The sequence below is a fragment of the Pseudoalteromonas sp. SANK 73390 genome, from assembly GCF_054966645.1.
Window position 1 is genome coordinate 20,095 of the sequence record NZ_ARPN01000050.1, and the last position, 22,820, is coordinate 42,914.

Here is a 22,820-nt window from a genome sequence, read left to right on the forward strand (position 1 = left end):
CGAGGTCTTTCACGTTGTAGTGATTTTGTTAATATCAAGAGCCTCAGATAGTGATATGGTACAACCACCTTTACACCGACAGTCAGCTAACGGAATTTCCGGCACTTCGCTTAGACTATAATCCCCAGCTCTATGCTTTTTGCACGCAGAGCAAAAATCCCCTTCGAACCGTATAGTTTTCATAATATACGGCATACCAAGTTCTTGAGACTTTAATTTAGCATCAAATATACGAAACTTGTTTTGTGCAAAGAATAACATCATGCGACATACGCCACCAGAGTCCAAGTGAGTTCCATTGCTAGCTAATTTCTTTCTTAATTCATCACCCACCTTTAGTCCCCAAAGAAACATACAAATTGCTCCTTGGCGCACTAGAGGTTTTAAATCAGGCTGTATCTCAGAAAGTATGAGTGGCCAATCATCAAGAATATTATTGATTATAAAAATTTCTCTTGAACCACCAAAATTAGACCAGTCAACTCCTAAGCCTGATGGAAATGGTAAACTCAGTTGATATTTCCTGACTGGCTCAAAAGCACATTTAAAGTTTCTATTTAGAGCTTCATTTACTGATAGTTTAACTGCAGCAACCATCTCGTTTTTGATGGTTTTTCCTTTAACTTCAACCAGTTTCGCCCCCTCAGACGAACAAACCAAAAAATCATGTTCTAATGAATTACCATTAAAATAGTTTGGTGCTACTTCCAAAATCCTACGAACTAAAACAGATTTTGTACCAGAGGTTGGTAGGTTAAGGTTTTGAGAAATCTTTTTTAACTCTGGAGCAGAGTGAGTCGCTGTGACAACATCCTGTGTACTAGCTGACTGTAGAACCCCCTCTTTTTCAAATTTATTTAAAGCAAGCTTTGCATCACGGCTTAAGTAACTAGTCCAATCTCTCATACTCAACACTTTCGATAAGCTTTTGGGTTTTAAAAAGCTCTTTAGAAAGTAGTATTCGTTAGTATCCATCATTCGCTTCCTATTGCCTAGAACGATGAATATTATAGCATTTACTTGATGTGGAGAAATGATTTACCTGAATGTTGACCACTATCAAGCAAAACAATGTTCAATCATATAGCAACAAGCTTTTCTGATGAGAAGTGAAGCTCAGTAAAGGTAAGGGATTAATCATATCCAACATATAGAGATGTTTTCCGCTATACTAAAAGTAGCACAGAGGTAGCACAGGGTAATTTCTGTTAGCAGGTATTTACTTGGAAAGCTTGTAAAAGTGGTGGCCCCTCCCAGACTCGAACTGGGGACCTAACGATTATGAGTCGTGTGCTCTAACCAACTGAGCTAAGGGGCCATACAGTACCTACGTAGAATGTAGGTTAAAGGCTTACTAACATTAAGTAAGCGGGGTGCAGTATAAAAACTTTTAAATGCTTTGTCACTAGTAAATGCTATAAATTTAACTATCTATAAATCAAATGATTAAATTTAGAGCAACTTAGGCTGTATCTATATTTTATACAGACAAAAAAGCCGACAATTGTCGGCTTTTTAAGCATAGATGTTTATAAACCTAACTTTTTCTCAAGATAATGGATGTTTGTTCCACCATTTTGGAAATTTTCATCTGCAAGAATTTTCTTATGCAGAGGCGTGTTAGTTTTAATGCCATCAATAACGAGCTCGTTTAATGCATTACGTGCGCGTGCAATAGCAACGTCACGGTTTTCACCATAGGTGATCAGTTTACCAATCATAGAGTCGTAATGCGGAGGAACAGTATAATCAGCATAAATATGACTGTCCCAACGAATGCCTAAGCCGCCTGCAGGGTGAAAGCGCGTAATTTTACCTGGAGATGGGATAAAGCTCTCTGGGTCTTCAGCATTAATGCGGCATTCAATTGCATGACCACGGATCACCACGTCACCTTGTGTGATAGACAAAGGCTGACCAGCAGCAATCTTAAGCTGTTCTTTTATTAAATCGACACCAGTAACCATTTCGGTTACGGGATGTTCAACCTGAATACGGGTATTCATTTCAATAAAGTAGAATTCGCCGTTTTCATATAAGAATTCAAAAGTACCAGCGCCACGGTAATTAATTTCGATACACGCTCGAGTACAACGGTCGCCAATGAACTTACGCATTTCCGCAGTAATTCCGGGTGCAGGAGCTTCTTCAACGACCTTCTGGTGGCGACGTTGCATAGAGCAATCACGCTCACCTAAGTGAATGGCATTGCCTTGACCGTCAGCTAATACTTGTACTTCGATATGACGTGGGTTTTCAAGGAATTTCTCCATATAGACCATGCCATTCCCAAAGAACTGCTTCGCTTCTTGTTGCGTTAATGCAATTGAATCTACTAGTTCTGCCTCGCTACGTACCACGCGCATACCACGACCGCCACCGCCGCCCGCCGCTTTAATAATCACAGGGTAACCAATGCGCTTGGCAATTTGTACGTTGCGGTCGTTGTCTTCGGTCAGTGGGCCATCAGAGCCTGGTACACAAGGTACGCCTGCTTTACGCATTGCTTCGATAGCTGATACTTTGTCACCCATTAAGCGAATGGTATCGCCTCTTGGGCCTATGAATACAAAGCCACTTTGCTCAACTTGATCAGCAAAGTCAGCGTTTTCTGATAAGAACCCGTAACCTGGATGAATGGCGACTGCATCAGTTACTTCAGCCGCAGCAATAATACGCGGAATATCTAGGTAACTTTCAGACGCAGCGGGTTTTCCGATACAAATGGTTTCGTCCGCAAGAAGTACATGTTTAAGATCGCGGTCAGCGGTTGAGTGCACAGCCACTGTTTTGATCCCAAGCTCCTTGCAGGCACGCAATACGCGAAGTGCTATTTCACCTCGGTTCGCAATGACTACTTTATCTAACATAGCGTTTGCCTTCTTATTGCGTAATTATTCGATGATGAATATTGGTTGGTCGAACTCAATAGGGTCACCATTTTGAACAAGAATTGCTTTAACCACACCTGCTTTATCTGCTTCAATCTGGTTCATCATTTTCATTGCTTCAACGATACATAGCGTATCGCCTACATTTACTTTTGAGCCAACTTCAACATAATTAGGTGCCTCTGGAGAAGCAGCAGCATAGAAAGTACCAACCATAGGCGATAGCACTTGGTGGCCTGTTGGTGCAGCAGGAGCCGCAGGTGTTGCATCAGTAGCAGCAGCTGCTGGGGCGGCTGCCGGTGCAGCTAAAGGTGCAGGTGCTGCAAATTGTTGTGGCTGTGCTATAACAGGTGCGTTGCTATAACGATTAATACGTACTGACTCTTCACCTTCGGTAATTTCTAGTTCAGCAATACCTGATTCTTCTACTAATTCGATAAGTTTTTTAATCTTGCGAATATCCATAATGACCCGCCTGTTAGTTAATTTGCGTTATTTTTGTTGTGCAACTTGCTTACTGCAGCCATAAGAGCTGCTTGGTAGCCTATTGCGCCTAAGCCACATATAACCCCTTGCGCTATGTCAGAAAAATATGACTTGTGGCGAAAGGGTTCTCGTGCATAAACATTACTAATATGCACTTCATAAAAAGGTATATTTACACTTAATAGTGCATCACGCAGCGCAATACTTGTGTGTGTAAAGGCTGCGGGATTGATGATGATGGCGTCAATCTGCTGCCATGCATCATGAATCTTATTTATAAGCTCTGCTTCACTATTACTTTGTAAATGTGAGAGTGAGACACCAAGCTGCTGGGCCTGCTTATCTAAAGTTGCTATCAGCTCATTAAGCGTTAGTGTGCCATAGGTTTGAGGCTCACGACGGCCAAGCATATTAAGGTTTGGGCCATTTAAGACTAAAATCTGTAACTTTGCGGTCATAATCTGTGAAAACCCCCAAAATCTAAATAAACTAAGCGTTTGATAAAAGATAGTATCTAAATTAAGCGCTTTAAACTTAAATAGCAAATTTTTCTCACTTTCGCTGTGTATTATAGATATATCGAAGTAAATAGCAGCAAAATACTGGTCTAATCAGATGGTGGACGCTGCTCTCAATTAGCCAGCGTCCACATATTCGGGATTATTCTACGTGATTACGTACTTTCTTTAGGTGAGCAGAGAAGGGTTGTGGACCCATAAAGCCAGTAACTCGTAACTCTGATAGCTCATTTCCCTGAGAATCAAAGAACAACATGGTAGGTAAACCAAAAACATTAAACTCTTGCATGATTTCGATACTTTTCTCATCATTTTGCGTTAAATCTAGCTTTAATAAAGCAAAGTGTTGAAATTGTGTTTGTACCTCAGGCGCAAAAAACGTGTATTTTTCAAACTTTTTACAAGCTACACACCAATCTGCGTATAGGTCTACAATGGCGATTTGGCCATTATCATTTGCGTGGTCAATAGCTTGCCTTAGCGCACTTAAGTCTTCGACTAATTGAAACTTTTTCTCACTGTTAGCTTGTTGTGTCACTTTTATCGTTTTAGTAGGCCAAATAAGTTGTTTACTAACCAAAAGTGACGTTACTAATAACAATGAAGCAACACCCCATAATAGTGTTTTAAACACGCCCGTGTGCTGCTGGCTTTGCCAATGATGCAAGTACAGCGCAGTTGCGAGCATTAGGCCACTACCCAGCCAAAGAATAATGTCAAAATCAAGAATGCGTTCAAGTAATATTAGTGGCACCACCAACATTACAAAACCAAACAGTATTTTCACTTGCTCCATCCAAGCACCAGCTTTAGGCAGTAATTTACCGCCTGATGTGCCAAGTAATAGCAGTGGTAATCCCATTCCTAAACTGAGTGCGTAAAGCGTGATGCCACCAATAAAGTAGTCGCCACTTTGTGCAACATATAATAAAGCAGCCGAAAGCGGTGCAGTGGTGCAAGGAGAAGCGATTAAACCAGACAGTATGCCCATGGCAAACACGCCCAAATAGTTCCCCCCTTTTTGCTGGTTACTAATGGAGGTTAGCTTATTCATTAAACCATTAGGCAGCTTAATTTCATACCAGCCAAACATGGCCATGGCGAGTAAAACAAATAATAAGCTAAAACTAATAAGTACAGCAGGGTGTTGTATATATCCTTGCACTTGTCCACCAAGCGCGGCAACAACTAACCCTAATAAAGCATACGTGAGTGCCATACCTTGGATATATACAAATGATAAACTAAACGCTTTCTTTGTTGAGAGGCCTTGTTGGCCTGCTATCAGGCTAGATAATATTGGGAACATAGGGAAAACACAGGGCGTAAAAGCTAAGCCTACACCAACCATAAAAAAGATAGCTAAATTGGTCAGTAAGCTCTGATTTGCCAGTCGTTCAGTAAAAGATAATGGTTCACCATCATTGGTATTACTTTTTAGTTGTTCATTTGAAGTTTGTTGATTGTTACTTTCATTATCGGTGGTATTAACCATAGCCAGAGGAGACAAAGGTATTTCTATGACCTCAGGTGGATAACATAAACCAGCTTCAGCACAGCCTTGGTAACGTATTTTTACGATAGCGTCATTACTGATATTACTCAGTTTTGACACAACCGAGAAAGAGTTAAAATAGACTTCTGTTTTGCCAAAAAATTCATCTTCTATTTCTTCTCCTTTGGCATATTCAGGTACTGTAATATCAGCCCCTTTGGCAATGATCTCTATTTTTTTCTTATATAAATAATAGCCAGGTTCAATCTCCCAGCCGGTAAAAAGAATATTACCTTGCTGGTCAAAATCAAACTTAAATGCTTCGTTAACACTTAAAAATGTACTTTGTTTGGGGGTTATTAGGCTCTCAAGAATGTCGTTATTTGCGTGAGCAGGGAACAGCCAAATAAGTGAAAAAATAAACAACAGGGTGCGCATTAATTTAGTACCTCATCCATCCAGTTAAAATAAGCTAAGTTACCACCTGTTACATCGAGTACCTGAATTTCTGGTACTTCATAACTATGAAGTTCTTTGATGGTGTTGATCACTTTACTTAGTTTTTCTGATTTGGTTTTTATAAACAGTTTAGTTTCGGTGTGTTGCACAACTTCACCTTGCCACATGTAAACCGACTCAACGGCAGGTAGAATGTTGACGCAAGCAGCGAGCTTTAACACCACGAGTTGATTGGCAAGCTGATTTGCATCTTGTTGATTTTCGCAGGTGGTCATGATCAGTTTGTACTGGGGAGCCATGCGCTGTTCCTTTACAAAGAATAAACTTTAGTCATAGTAGCTTAAACTAATACCTATCCCAAGTGTCTATAGATGAAAGCAAAATAGCAGCCCTGTAGCTTATCTTCTCGTTTGTGCTTGAAATGAGACCGAGTAACCCATATTTAAGTTTCATTGATTTAGGAGAAAGTATGTTTCGTATTCTATTTGTACTGTTTATTGTGGTGCCCATTATTGAAATTGCGCTGCTTATTCAAGTAAGTGATGTTATTGGTGGTGTTGCGACAATTGCTTTAGTGATATTAACCGCTATTTTTGGTGCAAAACTAGTGAAGCAGCAAGGGCTCAGTGCCTACAGCAACGTACAAGGTCAAATGTCACAAGGGCAAATGCCCGCGGCTGAATTGTTTACTGGCCTATGTGTGATCATTGCAGGTGTATTGCTCATGACACCTGGGATCATGACTGATGTGTTGGGCTTTATGTTATTGACTCCCGTTATTCGCACTCGATTGGCAAAAACATTGATGAAGCAAGTAACGGTTAAAATGCAAACCAGTATGAATCAATCACATAATACTTTTACTCATCATAGTAGTACATCACAGTCATTTGAGCATGCAGAGCATAGAGACCTTAAAAGTAAAGAGCAGTCATCTAATACGATAGAGGGTGAATACCAAAGAAAAGATTAAAAAATTTTCAATTTTTTACTTGGGTTTTAAAACAGCCACCCCCATAAATGATGGCAACTGAATTTAAAAGAATTTTTCTGTAATTGTTCAGAAACTGTTAGGAGAAAACAACACATGAACATTCGTCCTTTACATGATCGCGTAATCATCAAGCGTCTTGAAGAAGAAACAAAGTCTGCTGGCGGTATTGTATTAACTGGCTCAGCGGCAGAGAAGTCAACTCGTGGTGAAGTTATTGCTGTAGGTAATGGCCGCGTGCTAGACAACGGTGAAGTAAGAGCATTAGAAGTAAAAGCCGGTGATACCGTGCTATTCGGCTCTTATGTTGAAAAAACTGAAAAGATCGAAGGTCAAGAATACCTGATCATGCGTGAAGACAATATTTTAGGCATTGTAGGCTAATCCTACTTTTCACTTTTCGAATTTACCAAATTTAATAGGAATTAAAATCATGGCAGCAAAAGAAGTAATCTTTGCAAACGATGCTCGCACTAAAATGCTAGCGGGCGTAAATATTTTAGCAAACGCAGTACGTGTAACATTAGGTCCTAAAGGCCGTAACGTTGTTTTAGACAAATCATTTGGCGCGCCAGTTATTACCAAAGATGGTGTATCTGTTGCGAAAGAAATTGAACTTGAAGACAAGTTCGAGAACATGGGTGCACAAATGGTAAAAGAAGTTGCATCTAAAGCAAATGATACAGCGGGTGATGGCACAACAACTGCGACCGTACTTGCACAGTCAATCGTAAACGAAGGCTTAAAAGCAGTTGCAGCGGGCATGAACCCAATGGACCTTAAACGCGGCATCGATAAAGCGGTTATTGCAGCAGTAGCTGAACTAAAAGCGTTGTCAGTACCGTGTGCTGATACAAAAGCAATTGCTCAAGTAGGTACTATTTCTGCAAACACTGATTTAGAAATTGGTGACATCATTGCAAACGCAATGGAAAAAGTAGGCCGTGAGTCTGGCGTAATTACCGTTGAAGAAGGTCAGTCGTTAGAAAACGAACTAGACGTTGTTGAAGGTATGCAGTTTGACCGTGGTTACTTATCTCCTTATTTTATCAACAACGCAGAAAAAGGCGCTGTTGAGCTAGATAACCCACACATTTTATTAGTAGATAAAAAAATCTCTAATATTCGTGAGTTATTACCAACATTAGAAGCTGTTGCTAAAACAAGCAAACCACTACTTATTATCGCTGAAGACCTTGAAGGCGAAGCGCTGGCAACACTTGTTGTGAACAACATGCGCGGTATCGTGAAAGTAGCAGCTGTTAAAGCGCCAGGTTTTGGCGACCGTCGTAAAGCAATGCTACAAGACATCGCAATCCTAACGGGTGGTACAGTTATCTCTGAAGAGATTGGTCTTGAGCTTGAGAAGTCAACAATCGAAGACTTAGGTACTGCTAAGCGCGTTGTGATCACTAAAGACGACACAACTATCATCGATGGTGCTGGTGAGCAAGAAGGCATTGACGGGCGTGTTGCACAAATCAAAGCACAAATCGAAGAAGCAACTTCAGACTACGACAAAGAAAAACTTCAAGAGCGTATGGCTAAACTAGCTGGCGGTGTTGCAGTAATTAAAGTTGGCGCAGCAACTGAAGTAGAAATGAAAGAGAAAAAAGACCGCGTTGAAGATGCACTACATGCAACTCGCGCAGCGGTTGAAGAAGGTGTAGTACCTGGTGGCGGTGTTGCTCTAGTACGCGTAGCTAACAAGCTAGTTGAGTTACTAGGTGATAACGAAGACCAAAACCACGGTATTAAAGTGGCACTTCGTGCGATGGAAGCACCGCTTCGTCAAATCGTTACCAATGCAGGTGATGAAGCATCAGTGGTTGTGAACAACGTTAAAGCAGGCGAAGGTAACTATGGTTACAACGCGGCAAGCGGCGAATACAACGACATGATTGAGATGGGTATCCTTGACCCAACTAAAGTAACACGCTCTGCACTTCAGTATGCAGCATCAGTAGCCGGTCTTATGATCACCACTGAAGCAATGGTTGCTGAACTACCTAAAGAAGATGCACCAGCGGCTCCTGATATGGGCGGCATGGGTGGAATGGGCGGCATGGGCGGCATGATGTGATAAACATCACTTCCTAAGCACTACACGCTTTAGAAAAAACCCTAGCATCTTAATGTTAGGGTTTTTTTGTGCCTGAAATTTGCTAAAGCTTCGTTATTTTAGGGGTATAAAGTGGGGTATCGATTAAACGCCCATGTGTTGTTTTTAGAGCGTAAAAATTGCGCTGTAAATTTGTTTTTACGTTACTTTCTTATAATGAATTAGAGTGGCTTACCACATTAGTTTTATTACTAACACCATGTGCTTGCTAGTGGCGGCTCTGATTTGGTGCGGTGAATGTATTTTGATCTGGGTTAAAAGCATTTATTTGACAGCATTGAAGAAGTCCAAGATTATGCAACTCAAGGGTTGTGGTTTTATAATAATGAGCGACCTCATAAGGCAAATAATGGTCTACTTTTTGATGCAGTTAAAAAAGGGCGGATTACCCTTAGACAACCCAGAAATTACCTGATTATTAGTAATTTCTGGGTTGTTGATTAGATAACCAAGAGCTTTGGCATGAGTGAAAATTAATTTAGTTAATCAAGAAAATTACTCAAAGCAATTACTGTACCTGAAATAATGGCAGCAATAGCTGTTATGATGGCAGCTTTAATTGGAGTCTTGCTTTCCTTAGGTTCCTCAACAGGTTTCTTAGAGTTCTTTCTGCTTGAATTAGTGGTAATATTCCCTTTAACTTCACCGGTTACTACCACACTTCCATTATCTGCACGTATCTTTTCTTTTTTCATAGTCATCAAACATTAGTCGCAATATCGCCATTAACCTTACCATTTACAATAACTGAGCCATCAGAGGCGCTAACTTCGTTAATTGTTCTGCTGGAAAAGTCGAAATTCACATATGCATTCTGTTTATTCATAATATTAATGAGTGTTATTACAACTTTTTGAACAAACTCAAGATCCTTTGAAGATATAACTGTACTTCTTCCTGAGTTCAAGGAAATATATAACCCATATTTTTCATCTACTCTGTTTTTAAAGTAGTTATAAACCAAGTAAGCAAACAGCCCAATTGCGGCAAAACCAAGCAGAGATGTAATTACCTGCTGAGGAACTAATAACACAAGTCCAGCCGCAAGAATAGCCCAGTAGAATACTGGCATGTTTTTCTCAGTTGATAGGTTTATTGTTTTAACTTCAGAAATGTTAGATATCTGATATATTGTATTGTAAAAAACAAGAGTGTTCCCTCTGGCTTTAAGCACATCAGTTTTTATTATATCTTCATCGTTATCAAAAATATTCATTTAAAGTCCTATTTGTAATGAAAGCAGAAAAGTTAAATAGAGTCATCAGACTAAAATCCCCAAAACTAATCCGAATAAGTTTGGACAAGTTTCGGAACACAGGAATGGGTAGCTATGGCTGTTGAGTTTATTTTGTTATCTTCGGGGCTAAGTAGGCCAAGATCGGAAGAGGTGGGGATTGTGACTTACTACCGACGTCAGCAACTACTTTTGACAGCAATTTTTCAGGGAGTAATTTCTTTCTCATTGGTTAAACATCCTTCTCTGAACTCGGCTTTCAATACGTACTTAACCAGAGCACCTATGTACAACAAATGCAAAATGACTACTGCGTTGTCTCGCACGTATAGCTTAATTGGGGCGTTAGTAATAAAATTGTACTTATAAAGCAGAACTTCGCACCAAGTAACAATGTTGATTATTGCTACAGCTGCAAGAAAAGCAGTGCAGAAAGCTCTTGCAATTTGTTTACAACATTATTAAAAAATATGGCCCGCGTTTTCATACAGCAATAAGCGATTTTTTGTCTGGACATTATTGGCAAGAGTAAAGCTAAGTTCATCGCTGCTGCATAGATATAGTAATGTACTCGCCAATTCAATACAATATTTATTAACAATTGACTTGTTATTTTAACAGTTAAAAGTGTAATCAGAACCACTTTGCGGTTTCAAGTCTCCAAGTCATGTACAGACCATACAAAATAACGAAGATTGGCAGATAGAGAATTTTACAGTATTAGAGAGCAGAGGAGCTCCCTTCTCGAATATCGCTCAGCAGCATAAGCGTAGGCTGGCGTTCTTTTAATATAGATAACTGCATGAAAAATAAATAAATTTACCATTTATTTCATCCGAGGGGTATAAAGTGGGGGATCACTGCTTTTTCCCATGTTAATACCCTAATTAAAACATAGTGTTAAGCTCTATATGTGTGGCATGATGTAGTAAAAAATCGGCCCAAATCGCTTTTTAGAAAAACCCTAACGCATTGATATTAGGGTTTTTTTGTGTCTGAAATTTGCTAAAGCGTGATCATTTTTGGGGTATAAAGTGGGGGATCGATTTAACGCCCATGTGTTGTTTTTTGAGCATAAAAAAAGCGCGGCAAAGTTTTGCGTTAGCTTCTTTTAACTTCTTACTTTAAGGAAAGCAGATACCTTCGCAAATACTAATTGGTAGCAGAAGCCTAGATTGGCGCTCTATTGATATAGATAACTGAAAAAAATAAATAAATTTACCTTTAGATGCTTGGGAACTTTCCCCCTGTAGAATTTGAGCTAAGCTCATATCTTACTGTTTAGATTTGAATAATTTCAATTTACCCCAAAAGGTTACATAAATAGGACGTTTTAGAATTTTCAAATTACTATTTTGATAACTTATGTGATTCTATGCTTATAGCTAGGTGATATGGATAATAGCTTCATGGAAGTCAGCAAAAATAATGTGGCTCCTTATTTATCTATTTTGTTAGGTGTTAAGTCTGATAATGCAAAACCGTGCACAATTCATGAAGAGATAGTCAAAATACTTCAAGATGAATGTTCAGGTGAAATTAGTGTTGGCTCAATTATAGAAGAAGCTATTGGAGAGCTAGGCATAGTTAAAATAACACCATATGCAATAGTTAAGTCACCCAGCTGGGCGAAAGACATCGATATCAAAGATGTCGAAAATCATGTGTTTGTAAGTTTTGATGTTCGAGGAAGTTTAGCTTTTTATTTTTCTGAGAAAGGAAAAAAAGATACCATTCGAGATTATTTCGGAAAAAAGCCATTAACTAATTTATTTCCAGTTCCTATCAGTAAACTCAATGGTAATTTTATTAATGAAGATGAAATAAAAATGCTTTGGCTGTCAGGGATTCATGGCAGAGATAACTTTAAAGCTGATTCAAAAGTATTGGGAGGTAAAAGTGTAGCCGATACATTAGATCCCTTAATTGACCAATCTTATATGATGTCAGCGGTGAGAACAGAAGTATGGGGTAAAAATACAAAAAGCTCTATTGGAATTAATCCTTTTAAATCTTCGATTTGGCGTGGTCCATGTAAAGATTGGGAAACCTTTGAGAATCGGGTTGTTAAGATCTTAGATATATTATCTAGTAATACTAACAAATCTGACAATCCGATTGGAATATTGTCATACCCTATTCCATCACCAGACGACTTAGCTAATCCTTATGATTTTTCCTTAGTTGATTATGACTTCTTGCCAGAAGAAGATGGACAACATCGTAAAGATCTCTTAAATAAATTGCAATATGACTTTCATGTGGAACTAGTCCCCACTTTTTCTGATAGTGATATTGCACTTGATATTTTCTATGCTGGTAAACAAGTAGGGAACTTATGTGTTGAATTGAAAGTTGATGATTATAAAGTTAGTTTTCACATAAAAAGTGAAAATGTCTTTGTTAAGAAATATTTTGATCAATATAAACGTGTGTTTAGTTATCCAGAATTAGTTAAATGCTGGTTTGAATCGGGACATGCGGTTGTAAATGGCATGGTGTATCGAACTGGCTACCAAGATGTTGAGTATAATAAATTCCTTTGGGCTGGTTTTGAAGAATTTGATATTACTAAAGAGAAACCAGGAGCTGACCCAAAAAAACCAGACTTAAGAAGTATTGGGAAAGAAAAGTCCTTGTTTTGTTGGGTTGAGAAATGTTGGAGTGGTAATTGGTTAAATGCTGATGATTTCAATACTACTGAAAAGCCCAAAGGTTGGTTATATTGTGATGATGGGGCAGGTGAAAAAGCTGATTTTATTCACTATGTTCAACATGGTTCTTTACATCTGATCTCATTAATACATGTTAAAGCTTCTAAAAGTGAAAAATCTTCGAGAAAAATTTCAGTTGGAGCCCACGATGTCGTTTTGAATCAAGCCGTTAAAAACTTACGTTATACTGCTCGAAAGACTTTACTTGAAGATTTAAAAACTCGCCATGACGCTGCTAGTCATAAAGGTTGTTGGCTTAATGGGAAAACAGGTAAAGCTGAAGATTTTTTTCATAAATTGGAAACATTGAAAGACAGTAAATACATAAAAACAAGGGTTATTGTAATACAGCCACATACTCAAAAAAGTGTTTATACTGCCAATAATGGAAGTAAGATCAAAACTCAGCTTGATGTTTTGCTTATCAGTGCTGAAAATGCGATTCGTTCGTCAGGTGCGGAATTTTTTATTGTCGGTTTTGACGATAATAAATAGTACGGTGAAGTGATTGACCTAGTGTTATCATGAATTTTAGCAACTTAAATTAGCGATAAAATTTGGTGTTTTGTTGTTAGTCACATGAAAAAATAAATAAATTTATCCTTTATTTCATCCAAGGGGTATAAAGTGGGGTGTTACAAACCCAATGATATATTTTAACGAGAGCATCACTCAGTATCAATTCATAACACTGAGCGTTCAACATTTGATGATGTTGATAATTAATGGTTTTACTTCACTGCTTTTAGAGTAGTTTCTGAAAGCTTAAAAGCCGTACAGTCCCATAAAACATTTATGTAAGATATAAATTCAGTTATAAAATCATTTGAGGTCTCATGGTTCTCGTATACGCCAATATTGTATTTGTTCACAAAAGCATAGCGCCGCGATACCAATTTATCTTTTAATACACTTTTTGATAAAGCGTCTTTATTTTTTAACATATTAATGATGAATTTATATTCAACTCCAATGTCAAAGTAAAAGGTGTAAAAGCTTTCGTTATTTAAAAAGGCACTATTTTTTATTTTGACACTGAGTCGCTTTAAAAAAATATCACTTATAGCTTCATAAAGTTCATTATTTAAACGATGTTTCCTTGCTCTTGTGATAGACCATAAAGCATTGAAAGAGGTTTGTTTAAAGTGGCACTTGTCTCATCAATAAATTCAATAGTTTTAAGTCTGAGTGCATCTTTTCTAGCTCTTCTTTGGTTTAAGTACTCGAAAAAACCTGTACCAATAACGACAAGTGATAACTTGGATAAAAAGCCCAAGACTAATCGATAATCTTCCATATTTTATCCCCATAAAGTAATCAGTGAATGAGATAAATTTATTTTCATACAAATGAGATCTGCTTTTGTGCAAGTTTGAGTGGTTTTACCAACGGCTGTTGTTCGTCCATAGCTACGTGTATGGTAAAATATATGCTCATTCTTACAGGCTGTAAGATAAGATATAAACTGCAACAAATTATATTGTTAACACCAAGCGATTTTCCTACTAGCCTTGTAAAATAGCGGTTTTTTAAAGGTCTTAAGGGGTAATCACTTAAAATTTTCTGTTAAAACCAATAAGCATTTGAAAAATAAATAAATTTAGCCTTTATTTCACCCTAGGGGTATAAAGTGGGGTATCACTACTTTCTCCCATGTTAATAGTTCAATAGAAACAATCGCTTAAGCTCTATATGGGCGGCATGATGTAGTAAAAATCGGCCCAAATCACTTTTTAGAAAAACCCTAACAGTTTGATGTTAGGGTTTTTTTTGTGTCTGAAATTTGCTAAAGCTTCGTCATTTTAGAGGGGTACAAGGCGTTGGGTATCTTTTTTGACGGGTTGAGAAGTTCCTGATTTTTGTGATCAAAGCTTAATGAGAATAAGTGATCAAAGTTAATGTCATTGGGTGATCAAAGCTGAGGAAAATATGCACTTTTATTGGGTTAAGTATAGTTTTATGTTAATTTTGGCGCCAAAAGGCATCATTCAATGTGTTTTTTTTGACAAGCGACATGGCAAGGGTAGTGCCTTAGGTGTCAATTTTTGACGAATGTAAAAAGAAAAGTAAATGTAGGACGAAAGGAATGTCGTATTCTGAATTAAATAAGCTTGGTTGGTCTAATCTTTTTTTTCAGCAGTTAAGTTATGATGAAATATGTGATGAGAATATCTGTAATTTGGTATTTCGTATCACCGAAATTCATCGTAGTCGAATTGTTGGTAGAGGATTGGCTGGTGAACAATCAATCATCTGTGGCTCTGAATATCAACCAATAAGTCAGCATCTTGCTGTTGGTGATTGGGTATTAGCTGAACTTGCAAATGAACATTACCGTATTACAAAAATATTCACACCTAAAAACAGAGTTCGCCGTATTTCGAATGGCTTACCTCAAGTAATTGCTGCCAATTTAGATTATTTATGGATTGTAACCAGTGCAAACGAGGAATTTAATGTCAAACGTTTAGAGCGCTACATTTCATTGGCACATGAATTTGATATCACTTGCGTTGTAGTTCTGACTAAATTGGATTTGTGTGATGATATTGAGCAATTTACATCGCAGATAAAGCATCTTGATGTGCCAAATGTGCACGCGTTGAGTGTAAATCAGCTAGATAGCTTAGATGTGCTGCAAGAGTATCTTTATGAAGGTTCAAGTATCGCGTTAGTTGGTTCATCAGGTGTTGGTAAGTCTACTTTGATTAATGCCTTATTTCATATGCATCAAGCCACTAAAGAAGTTAGGGAAAGTGACGTTCATGGTAAGCATACTACAACGCATCGACAACTGTTTTTCACTGATGGGGATGTAGCAGTAATAGATACTCCTGGAATGCGTGAACTGCAACTGTATAATGCGGAGCAAGGCATTGAACGCACATTTAGTTCAATTGTTGAGCTAATTGCGCAATGTAAATATAGTGATTGTACGCATAGCAACGAACCTGGGTGTGCAGTTCAAGCGGCCATCGCTGATGATTTGATAAGCGAAGCTCATTTTGACAATTATCTTAAATTATTAAAAGAAGAAGAATCTCAACAGCGTCGAACTGTCGGTGCCCATGCGGTAAAAGAGCACTATCGTGCCTATTTCAAAAAGATCCACAGTGACAATAAAGAGAAATGGTAATTACGGCTCAGCAGAAAGCAAGGTAGCTGATTTTCCGAGGGCGTTCAGAATTCTGTGTCAGCCTAAGTTGCTAAATATCTAGCACGCCATCTAACCTACCTTCGAAGTGGATGGCTAATTGTGACAATGTCAGGTTCCAACTGTGGATTAGCATTGTCCATTTCTTCGAAGCATTCAATATGCCCGCATACAATAATTTCATCAAGCTATTTTCGTTAGGGAAAGCACCTTTAGTTTTGGTGAGTTTTCTAAACTGGCGGTGTACGGCTTCAATTGCGTTGGTAGTATAAATTGCCTTGCGTACGTAATCAGGGTACTTGAAGTAAATTGATAGGTTCGCCCATTTACGACGCCAAGAATCGATAACGATGGGGTATAACTTTCCCCATTTATCCTCTAGCTCGTCTAACGCAACTTCAGCAGCCTCTTTGGTTGCAGCACGATGAACAGGCTTTAAATCGGCCATAAACGCTTTTTGGTGCTTCGAAGCAACGTGTACTAAACCAGATATTGATAAATTACTTGTTCAATGGTGTCACGGAGCAGCAGGTGTTGTTACAGCAATGTCAAGAACACCGGTGATTGATTCACCTGAATCTAAATTACTTGATAAGTTGTTAGACGAAACGGGAGAGCTAGTTTGGCAAGCAGGGCCTCTCCTAAAAAGGTTCTAATATCTGCCATGGAACGTCTGGTAATGGCTGCGCTTTTTTGTATTTATACCAAAAAACGGGGAAGTTGGTATGGCTTGACAGAGCAAGAAAATTTGCAATGCACTCTATTGAGCAGTGCCAGAAAGCACGCTTGCATTACGGGCAAGGCCGATATACTTTATGGACTGGAGACGCTGGACTTGCAATATATTTGTACCATTGCATGAAACCTGAAAAAGCGGCTATACCGGGCTTGGACTTATTTTAAATGTTTAGTGCTAACAAGGTTAGATAAGGAAAAGGCACTGTTGGTTTTGTTCCTTCGTCGCTTATTCTAGCCACAGCACTCAGCCCTACTAATACGGTGTTAAATTTCACAAGGCAGTCTGGTGTATAAGTTAATTATAATAATGCTCTTAACTATTTCTTCTAATGTAATTGCAGGTAAAGCGAATACTCAAGAAGAGTTAACTGCTACCTTAGAAAAAATTCGAACACAAAATAGTATCCCATCTATGGCTGTTGCTGTAATTAGCTCAGGTGAGGTAACTTACATTAAAGGTTTTGGCTTTCTGGATGAAATGAAGACTAAGCCAACAACTAGTGAGTCGTTATTTCGGATAGCTTCAATTTCTAAGCTATTTACCGCTCAAGCAATAATGCAACTTGTTCAAAATGATAAATTAGATCTTAATGACAAAGTAGAACAATCTTTGCGAACGTTCAGAAATAGTAATATCACGATTAAGCAATTACTTACACATACTTCTGGGTTGAATGACGTAATCAGACCAGTGAGCTTTGAAGAAAAAAGATCTGTATATTCTTACCTTAGCCTTGTGAATAACTCTGCATCAAAGAATATCGAAGATAAGAAATTTGAATATAGTGATACTAATTTTAATATTTTGGGCGCCGTTATAAGTGAAGTTTCGGGACAGAAATATGAAAAGTTCATATACGACAATATTTTGAAGCCTGCATCCATGGAAAAAAGTAACTATTTCGATGGTGTCAACTCATATTTTTCTCAAACGAGGCCGACATACAAAGGGAAGTTAATTAGTAAAGTTGATCAACGACCTTACGATATATCATTCAACCCAAGTGAAGGGTTAATTTCAAATGTGCGTGATTTAAGTCAGTGGCTAAAGTTAACACTTACCCATGACACATCTATTTTAAAAGAGCAAACATATCAAAAAATGTTAGAACCACAAGTGAAAACTACTTGGGGTGAAATATACATGGCGTTGGGATGGCAAGTATATAAAAGTGAGAATGGTAATATCGCTCGACATCCAGGAAGCATTAGGGGATATAAATCGCTAGTTCTGACTTACCCAGCTTGCAAAAATGCATTAATACTGCTTACTAATTCAAGTAACGCCCCACGGTGGGAAATAGCAAAATCGATTACAGAAATATTAAGGCATAACTCTCAGTGGTAGTAATCGCTTTCTTATGAACGCGTTCTTATTTTAAAAACTGTGTTTTAGCCTGTCTGGTATTAATGACATTATTTAAATCAAGCGCATCAACTTCTTTTGAGTGCTTTATTGCAATTCCCTCATGGGCTAGCAACCAGAGCTTTCTTTCAATTCCCCCAGCATATCCGGTTAAAGCGCCATTACTACCAACCACTCGGTGACATGGAACGATAATGCTAATCGGGTTTCTTCCATTGGCGCCACCTACTGCTTGTGAGCCTTTGGGTCTATTTACCAATTTAGCTATATCAAGATAAGAAAGCGTTTTACCAAAAGGAATGTGTGATAGGTGTTTCCACACTAATTTTTGAAAGTCAGTCCCTTTGGGGTCAAGAGGTACATCAAATTGCTTTCGCTTACCTGAGAAATACTCTATGAGTTGCTGCTTACACAGATCCGTTATGGGGTTGTTTGCTGTTTTTATCGATTGTGTGCCACAAAAAATAAGTTGCGTAATACCTTTATCTGATGCCTTAAATTCTACAAGCCCTAAAGGGGATTCTATATAATCTGTATACATTAAAATTAACTCAATAATTGAAAAGTTAGAGTGCAGCGTAAAGAAACTATATGTTCTGTGCTAAAACTTGACTTCACATGTTGCAAATAGCCATTGCTGTTGGAAATGTAGCTGGTTTTATCATACGTTGCTCAATATTGCGTATTAACTGGATTATAAATGACCCGAGTTTTTGTACTAGCCAAAAACAGAACTGAACGTGATTTTTGTGTCGTACGTAAAATAAGCAGCTTTATTGGTGCTGATATATTGCGAAAGCTTAATAGTTTGGTTAGTGTACCTTTAACAATAATAAGAAGGAATGATTTATGAAATGGTTATATTTTGGCTTTTTAATACTGTTTACAGTTGTGGTGCAGGCAAACGAAGTTGAATCTCTCAATGCTAAACAGCTTGAACAACAGGTTCAAGTGATTAACGAATTACAAAATGTTATTTTAATGAAAGATTCAAAAGTGGCTGATGTTGACGCCCTATTTGCGCATTTCACTGATAACTTTGAGTACATCCATGAAGTATATGGCGGCACTTATACCAAGGAACATCTATATAATAATTATGTTAAATTCCTTAAAGCTGGGAGGTACCAAAACACCTCTCCTAGGTACAAAATAACAAATATGATAGTGGGTCACGATGCGGTATCTGTTGAACGAGAGCAAGTATATGAGGGGCAGATAGAAAAGCATTTGACTGTGTTTGAGTTTAAACATAACAAAGTGGCAAAAATTATTGAATATTGGAAGTAGCTAAATCGATAGAAAATTAGAGAAGTGGCATGAGTCAGGTTGGTTATCCAAAAGCTTTAAAACTGGGCAGTAAAATTGCGGTTACTGCGTTTTCTTCAGGTGTACCTGAGGTGTTTCATCCTAGATTAGAGCGTGTAATTATGAGCTTGCGCGCACAGGGCTTTGAGGTGATTGAAGGGCGATGCTTAAGGTGCAATGTAGACCATGTCAGTGCATCTAAAGAGCAACGAGCGCAAGAGCTAATGGCATTCTTATGTGATGACCGTATTGCTGCAATTGCACCACCTTGGGGAGGGGAGCTTGCTATGGAGGTGTTGCCATTGCTTGACTTTGAACGGTTAAAGTTAGCAAAACCAAAATGGTTATTTGGTTTTTCTGATGTTAGTACGCTTGCGGTGGCGTTAATGAGCAAGTTAGGTTGGTCAAGTGCCCACTGTAGCAATTTGATGCAGCTACATCCAGATGAATCAGAGCCTCTGACAGCTCAAACGTTACTGCACTTAGTTAGAGCAGAGCGCGGTTATAGTTTGACTCAAGTATCTTCTAAATATTATCAAACCAACGGTGAGTCTTTTGCAGAGAATCCTGACACGGTAATGAATGTGACTGAACAAACCTGTTGGAGAACTCTACCTGAACAGGATGAAGTTAAAATGAGTGGCCGTTTGATTGGCGGCTGTTTTGATACTTTACAATATTTGTTAGGCACGCCTTACTTTGATTTAACGACTTTGAAACAGCGTTTTGCACCAGAGGGCATTATTTTATATTTTGAGAACGCAGAGCTTTCTCCCACTGCATTTAAACGTGCGTTATTGAGTTTAAAATTCAAAGGGGTTTTTGAGCAAATCAATGGCTTGTTAATTGGTCGTAATGCGGTAATTGGTCATGCAGACAAAGAAATAACCTCAGAGCAGGTGTTGTTAGATGTGATAAGCAAACTTGATATTCCAGTGATTTATGATGTGGATATAGGTCATCTGCCGCCTAATCTCACTTTATTTAATGGGGCTTATGCACATCTATCAGCACATAATGGCATGGGTCATATTACCCAAACATTAAAATAATTAAGCCATATCTTGAGTTTAGTGATCATGCGCGCTTGTGGCTAAACTCTTTTTAACTCCTCCTATTTTGAGTGTAAGTCTACGTAATTAGCATTTTTAATATCTTCGACTATTTTTAGATGCACTCGCAACACAGGCGATTAGAGACGGACTATTCAGCTTATTCCTAGGAGGAAGACAATCATGGATAACCATCAATCACGTGCTAAGTTTTTACAGCAGCACCCAAAAGCAAAGGCACATGCTGCATTAGATAGCGCAACAAATCAGCAGCTAAAAGTTACACCGGGGGCCGTTAAGCTTACAGCAGGAAAGTTTTCTGGAAAAAAAGCGGTTATTATTGGCGCTGGGGTATCTGGCCTCACCACTGCTTATGAACTGCTTGAGCAAAAAACAGGTATGGAAGTAACCATATTAGAGGCGCAAAACCGCACTGGCGGACGTTGTTTAAGCTTGCGCACAGGAGATACGCTTACTGAAGATCAAGACAGTCAACTATTTAATTCTAAAGCAGGGCAAACCCAAGTTGTGCGCTTTCAACAACCTTTAGGTGATAGCCAGCCATACCTTAATGCCGGACCCGGACGTATTCCATCAAGTCACAAGCGTTTGCTATCTTATCTCAAGCAGTTTGGTGTTGATGTCGAAGTGTATGTGATGAATAGCGAGTCGAATCTGGTACAAATGAAAGACAGTTTTAATGGCTTGCCTTTGGTGTATCGTCGTTTAGATCATAATACCCGTGGTTGTCTATCGCAACTTGTCTATGACAATGCAGAGCAGTTAGTTCGCAGCACACAATGCCAAGTAGCAGAATGTGATGTGGCAATGCGAGCACAGCAGCTACAAGAGTTAATGATAAGCTTTGGTGAGCTCAGTGAAGATGGAAAGTATGTGGCAACCGCTGGGCAGTCGGGTTTAGAAAACAGTAAGTCTCGTGCAGGCTATACCGAGTTACCGGGTGTGCAAGCAGGTATAACTGCAGAGCCACTAAGCTTTAATAGCTTACTTGACTCACAATTTTGGGATAAAACTCGTTTTTATCAACCTGTTGACTTTTTATGGCAAGCAACGCTGTTCCAGCCTGTAGGTGGTATGGATCAGGTCCAGCATGCTTTTGCACATCAAGTAGCATCTCTTGGGGGCACCATACATTTAAACAGTCCCGTTAAGTGTATTGAATGGAATGATGGCAAACAGCAGTTTAAAATCTCTGTAATTAAAATAGGTACGACCGAGCTAGATGTTTATTATGCAGACTATTGCTTTGTAAATATGGCTATACCGTTCTTAAAAGAAATTCTTGATGAGTCCTTACAGGATGTGAACTCCAATATAGGTTTAGATAAGCCATTTAAGCAGGCATTACAGGCGGTTTATAATTCACAATTTTTTGATGATAAAGGGATACATACCGATAAATTCCTTGCTTGTACCACTAAAGTGGGTTGGCAAGCAGATCGTTATTTATGGCAAGGTAGTCAAGTAGAAGTACGTAATACAGCGCAGTGCCAAGAGAAAGTACTAACAGTGCCAGACTCTGAAGTTGGCGTTGTGCCTATTTTTGGTGGTATATCGTGGACTGATGACGATATCGTACAAATTTGGTATCCATCTTGTGCTTATCATGACCAAAAAGGGGTGTTAACAGGCGCTTATAACTTCTCCAAGGTTGCATACGAGTGGGGTAAGTTACCAGTTGATGAGCGATTAAATAAAGCGCGAGATGGGGCTAAATTGTTTGGTAGCAAATTTGGCGAAGGATTAGAGCTTGGAGTTGCTATTGCATGGCAAAACATGCCTTATATTAAAGGAGGTTGGGCGCAGTGGCATGCGGTTGATCAACATGCTGGTAATGCCGTAGTGCACTTTAATGCTTTGTCGCAAGGAAGCCCTATTCATACCTCACAGAGCACACAAACAGTGCCTAACTTTTTTGTGGTTGGCGACCAACTCTCTTCACTACCAGGTTGGCAAGAAGGCGCGATTGCTGCAGCCCTTAATGCAATTAGTCGAGTCGAGCGTCCTGACTTGGCGGTACCCTATTTATCTTCCTTACCTGACACACGTTTAATGGTTGAAGGTATATAGCAATATTCAAGCGGTAGTCAGCAGATACCGACTATCGCTTTTTTATATCATTTTTCATAGGCGATGCAGGCTAGTGTGTGGCTTTTGTCATTTGCAACTCACATAACCCATTATGCGACATTACTCATTTGGTGTATTAAAAGCCTTTGATTTGCACAAAACCCATACCTAAAAGAATTGTAGCTTCTAGTTTTAATTTTA

At 38.7% G+C, this 22,820-nt stretch carries 20 protein-coding genes, 1 tRNA gene and 2 pseudogenes; 11 read left to right on the plus strand and 12 right to left on the minus strand.

Annotation, left to right across the window (positions count from 1 at the left end):
- Nucleotides 1–9: 9 nt before the first annotated feature.
- The 7 genes from SANK73390_RS06330 to cutA all read right to left on the minus strand — a co-directional run bounded on the left by SANK73390_RS06330 (nucleotide 10) and on the right by cutA (nucleotide 6,148).
- Complete coding sequence (locus tag SANK73390_RS06330) at nucleotides 10–978, minus strand: SAP domain-containing protein (protein ID WP_462764737.1); 969 nt, start codon at nucleotides 976–978, stop codon at nucleotides 10–12.
- 263 nt (nucleotides 979–1,241) lie between these two features.
- Nucleotides 1,242–1,318, minus strand: a tRNA-Ile gene (locus tag SANK73390_RS06335).
- Between the two features lie 211 nt (nucleotides 1,319–1,529).
- The gene (gene accC, locus SANK73390_RS06340) at nucleotides 1,530–2,870 is read right to left on the minus strand and encodes an acetyl-CoA carboxylase biotin carboxylase subunit (RefSeq protein ID WP_261595450.1); all 1,341 of its coding nucleotides are present in this window, start codon (nucleotides 2,868–2,870) and stop codon (nucleotides 1,530–1,532) included.
- Nucleotides 2,871–2,894: 24 nt separating this feature from the next.
- Nucleotides 2,895–3,356 (minus strand): acetyl-CoA carboxylase biotin carboxyl carrier protein, encoded by a 462-nt coding sequence (gene accB / locus SANK73390_RS06345; RefSeq protein WP_462764739.1) that lies wholly within the window; start codon nucleotides 3,354–3,356, stop codon nucleotides 2,895–2,897.
- A 17-nt stretch (nucleotides 3,357–3,373) separates the two neighbouring features.
- Nucleotides 3,374–3,835, minus strand: coding sequence for a type II 3-dehydroquinate dehydratase (gene aroQ, locus SANK73390_RS06350; RefSeq protein WP_462764740.1), 462 nt, complete (start codon nucleotides 3,833–3,835; stop codon nucleotides 3,374–3,376).
- A gap of 202 nt (nucleotides 3,836–4,037) precedes the next feature.
- On the minus strand, nucleotides 4,038–5,828 hold the full coding sequence (locus tag SANK73390_RS06355; RefSeq protein WP_462764742.1) for a protein-disulfide reductase DsbD: 1,791 nt from the start codon (nucleotides 5,826–5,828) through the stop codon (nucleotides 4,038–4,040).
- Complete coding sequence (gene cutA, locus SANK73390_RS06360) at nucleotides 5,828–6,148, minus strand: divalent-cation tolerance protein CutA (protein ID WP_261595446.1); 321 nt, start codon at nucleotides 6,146–6,148, stop codon at nucleotides 5,828–5,830. Before cutA ends, SANK73390_RS06355 begins: the two co-directional genes overlap by 1 nt.
- A gap of 170 nt (nucleotides 6,149–6,318) precedes the next feature.
- Here cutA and SANK73390_RS06365 point away from each other — a divergent pair, with 170 nt between their 5' ends.
- From SANK73390_RS06365 to SANK73390_RS06380, 4 genes and pseudogenes are all read left to right on the plus strand, one after another.
- Nucleotides 6,319–6,822 (plus strand): FxsA family protein, encoded by a 504-nt coding sequence (locus tag SANK73390_RS06365; RefSeq protein ID WP_462764745.1) that lies wholly within the window; start codon nucleotides 6,319–6,321, stop codon nucleotides 6,820–6,822.
- Nucleotides 6,823–6,936: 114 nt separating this feature from the next.
- Nucleotides 6,937–7,224 carry a co-chaperone GroES gene (locus SANK73390_RS06370; protein ID WP_070986334.1) on the plus strand — a complete coding sequence of 96 codons (288 nt, stop codon included), beginning with the start codon at nucleotides 6,937–6,939 and terminating at the stop codon, nucleotides 7,222–7,224.
- Nucleotides 7,225–7,273: 49 nt separating this feature from the next.
- Nucleotides 7,274–8,923 carry a chaperonin GroEL gene (gene groL / locus SANK73390_RS06375; RefSeq protein ID WP_261595444.1) on the plus strand — a complete coding sequence of 550 codons (1,650 nt, stop codon included), beginning with the start codon at nucleotides 7,274–7,276 and terminating at the stop codon, nucleotides 8,921–8,923.
- Between the two features lie 297 nt (nucleotides 8,924–9,220).
- Nucleotides 9,221–9,406: pseudogene (locus tag SANK73390_RS06380) on the plus strand (hypothetical protein); the annotation flags it as partial.
- 38 nt (nucleotides 9,407–9,444) lie between these two features.
- On the opposite strand, the gene SANK73390_RS06385 reads toward SANK73390_RS06380, so the two are convergent.
- On the minus strand, nucleotides 9,445–9,657 hold the full coding sequence (locus tag SANK73390_RS06385; RefSeq protein ID WP_462764747.1) for a hypothetical protein: 213 nt from the start codon (nucleotides 9,655–9,657) through the stop codon (nucleotides 9,445–9,447).
- A 5-nt stretch (nucleotides 9,658–9,662) separates the two neighbouring features.
- On the minus strand, nucleotides 9,663–10,178 hold the full coding sequence (locus SANK73390_RS06390; RefSeq protein WP_462764749.1) for a DUF6232 family protein: 516 nt from the start codon (nucleotides 10,176–10,178) through the stop codon (nucleotides 9,663–9,665).
- Between the two features lie 1,427 nt (nucleotides 10,179–11,605).
- Here SANK73390_RS06390 and SANK73390_RS06395 point away from each other — a divergent pair.
- Nucleotides 11,606–13,405, plus strand: coding sequence for a hypothetical protein (locus SANK73390_RS06395; protein WP_462764751.1), 1,800 nt, complete (start codon nucleotides 11,606–11,608; stop codon nucleotides 13,403–13,405).
- Nucleotides 13,406–13,994: 589 nt separating this feature from the next.
- Here SANK73390_RS06395 and SANK73390_RS06400 read toward each other — a convergent pair.
- Complete coding sequence (locus SANK73390_RS06400; RefSeq protein WP_462764753.1) at nucleotides 13,995–14,207, minus strand: hypothetical protein; 213 nt, start codon at nucleotides 14,205–14,207, stop codon at nucleotides 13,995–13,997.
- 789 nt (nucleotides 14,208–14,996) lie between these two features.
- Here SANK73390_RS06400 and rsgA point away from each other — a divergent pair.
- Nucleotides 14,997–16,046, plus strand: a complete 1,050-nt coding sequence (gene rsgA, locus SANK73390_RS06405; RefSeq protein WP_462764755.1) for a ribosome small subunit-dependent GTPase A — start codon at nucleotides 14,997–14,999, stop codon at nucleotides 16,044–16,046.
- A gap of 70 nt (nucleotides 16,047–16,116) precedes the next feature.
- Here rsgA and SANK73390_RS06410 read toward each other — a convergent pair.
- A pseudogene (locus tag SANK73390_RS06410) lies at nucleotides 16,117–16,542 on the minus strand (transposase); the annotation flags it as partial.
- A 215-nt stretch (nucleotides 16,543–16,757) separates the two neighbouring features.
- Between SANK73390_RS06410 and SANK73390_RS06415 the strand changes: the two are divergent.
- Both SANK73390_RS06415 and SANK73390_RS06420 read left to right on the plus strand, forming a co-directional pair.
- Entirely contained in the window at nucleotides 16,758–16,967 is a 210-nt protein-coding gene (locus SANK73390_RS06415) for a hypothetical protein (RefSeq protein ID WP_462764757.1), read from the plus strand.
- Nucleotides 16,968–17,088: 121 nt separating this feature from the next.
- Nucleotides 17,089–18,150, plus strand: coding sequence for a serine hydrolase domain-containing protein (locus tag SANK73390_RS06420; RefSeq protein WP_462764759.1), 1,062 nt, complete (start codon nucleotides 17,089–17,091; stop codon nucleotides 18,148–18,150).
- 25 nt (nucleotides 18,151–18,175) lie between these two features.
- Here the strand turns inward: SANK73390_RS06420 and SANK73390_RS06425 are convergent, their stop codons facing one another.
- Nucleotides 18,176–18,709, minus strand: coding sequence for a methylated-DNA--[protein]-cysteine S-methyltransferase (locus tag SANK73390_RS06425; RefSeq protein WP_261626122.1), 534 nt, complete (start codon nucleotides 18,707–18,709; stop codon nucleotides 18,176–18,178).
- Nucleotides 18,710–19,017: 308 nt separating this feature from the next.
- Here SANK73390_RS06425 and SANK73390_RS06430 point away from each other — a divergent pair, with 308 nt between their 5' ends.
- The 3 genes from SANK73390_RS06430 (at nucleotide 19,018) to SANK73390_RS06440 (ending at nucleotide 22,619) form a co-directional block, all read left to right on the plus strand.
- Nucleotides 19,018–19,458 carry a nuclear transport factor 2-like protein gene (locus SANK73390_RS06430; protein WP_261593212.1) on the plus strand — a complete coding sequence of 147 codons (441 nt, stop codon included), beginning with the start codon at nucleotides 19,018–19,020 and terminating at the stop codon, nucleotides 19,456–19,458.
- 29 nt (nucleotides 19,459–19,487) lie between these two features.
- Nucleotides 19,488–20,528, plus strand: coding sequence for a S66 family peptidase (locus SANK73390_RS06435; protein WP_462764762.1), 1,041 nt, complete (start codon nucleotides 19,488–19,490; stop codon nucleotides 20,526–20,528).
- A gap of 183 nt (nucleotides 20,529–20,711) precedes the next feature.
- Nucleotides 20,712–22,619 carry a flavin monoamine oxidase family protein gene (locus SANK73390_RS06440; RefSeq protein ID WP_462764763.1) on the plus strand — a complete coding sequence of 636 codons (1,908 nt, stop codon included), beginning with the start codon at nucleotides 20,712–20,714 and terminating at the stop codon, nucleotides 22,617–22,619.
- Nucleotides 22,620–22,820: the final 201 nt, after the last annotated feature.

What these genes read in the sequence shown, in the direction of transcription:
- SANK73390_RS06330 (WP_462764737.1), bottom strand. Translation starts at nt 978, where the DNA reads ATGATGGATACTAACGAATACTACTTTCTAAAGAGCTTTTTAAAACCC.
- accC (WP_261595450.1), bottom strand. Translation starts at nt 2,870, where the DNA reads ATGTTAGATAAAGTAGTCATTGCGAACCGAGGTGAAATAGCACTTCGC.
- accB (WP_462764739.1), bottom strand. Translation starts at nt 3,356, where the DNA reads ATGGATATTCGCAAGATTAAAAAACTTATCGAATTAGTAGAAGAATCA.
- aroQ (WP_462764740.1), bottom strand. Translation starts at nt 3,835, where the DNA reads ATGACCGCAAAGTTACAGATTTTAGTCTTAAATGGCCCAAACCTTAAT.
- SANK73390_RS06355 (WP_462764742.1), bottom strand. Translation starts at nt 5,828, where the DNA reads ATGCGCACCCTGTTGTTTATTTTTTCACTTATTTGGCTGTTCCCTGCT.
- cutA (WP_261595446.1), bottom strand. Translation starts at nt 6,148, where the DNA reads ATGGCTCCCCAGTACAAACTGATCATGACCACCTGCGAAAATCAACAA.
- SANK73390_RS06365 (WP_462764745.1), top strand. Translation starts at nt 6,319, where the DNA reads ATGTTTCGTATTCTATTTGTACTGTTTATTGTGGTGCCCATTATTGAA.
- SANK73390_RS06370 (WP_070986334.1), top strand. Translation starts at nt 6,937, where the DNA reads ATGAACATTCGTCCTTTACATGATCGCGTAATCATCAAGCGTCTTGAA.
- groL (WP_261595444.1), top strand. Translation starts at nt 7,274, where the DNA reads ATGGCAGCAAAAGAAGTAATCTTTGCAAACGATGCTCGCACTAAAATG.
- SANK73390_RS06385 (WP_462764747.1), bottom strand. Translation starts at nt 9,657, where the DNA reads ATGAAAAAAGAAAAGATACGTGCAGATAATGGAAGTGTGGTAGTAACC.
- SANK73390_RS06390 (WP_462764749.1), bottom strand. Translation starts at nt 10,178, where the DNA reads ATGAATATTTTTGATAACGATGAAGATATAATAAAAACTGATGTGCTT.
- SANK73390_RS06395 (WP_462764751.1), top strand. Translation starts at nt 11,606, where the DNA reads ATGGAAGTCAGCAAAAATAATGTGGCTCCTTATTTATCTATTTTGTTA.
- SANK73390_RS06400 (WP_462764753.1), bottom strand. Translation starts at nt 14,207, where the DNA reads ATGGAAGATTATCGATTAGTCTTGGGCTTTTTATCCAAGTTATCACTT.
- rsgA (WP_462764755.1), top strand. Translation starts at nt 14,997, where the DNA reads ATGTCGTATTCTGAATTAAATAAGCTTGGTTGGTCTAATCTTTTTTTT.
- SANK73390_RS06425 (WP_261626122.1), bottom strand. Translation starts at nt 18,709, where the DNA reads ATGTATACAGATTATATAGAATCCCCTTTAGGGCTTGTAGAATTTAAG.
- SANK73390_RS06430 (WP_261593212.1), top strand. Translation starts at nt 19,018, where the DNA reads ATGAAATGGTTATATTTTGGCTTTTTAATACTGTTTACAGTTGTGGTG.
- SANK73390_RS06435 (WP_462764762.1), top strand. Translation starts at nt 19,488, where the DNA reads ATGAGTCAGGTTGGTTATCCAAAAGCTTTAAAACTGGGCAGTAAAATT.
- SANK73390_RS06440 (WP_462764763.1), top strand. Translation starts at nt 20,712, where the DNA reads ATGGATAACCATCAATCACGTGCTAAGTTTTTACAGCAGCACCCAAAA.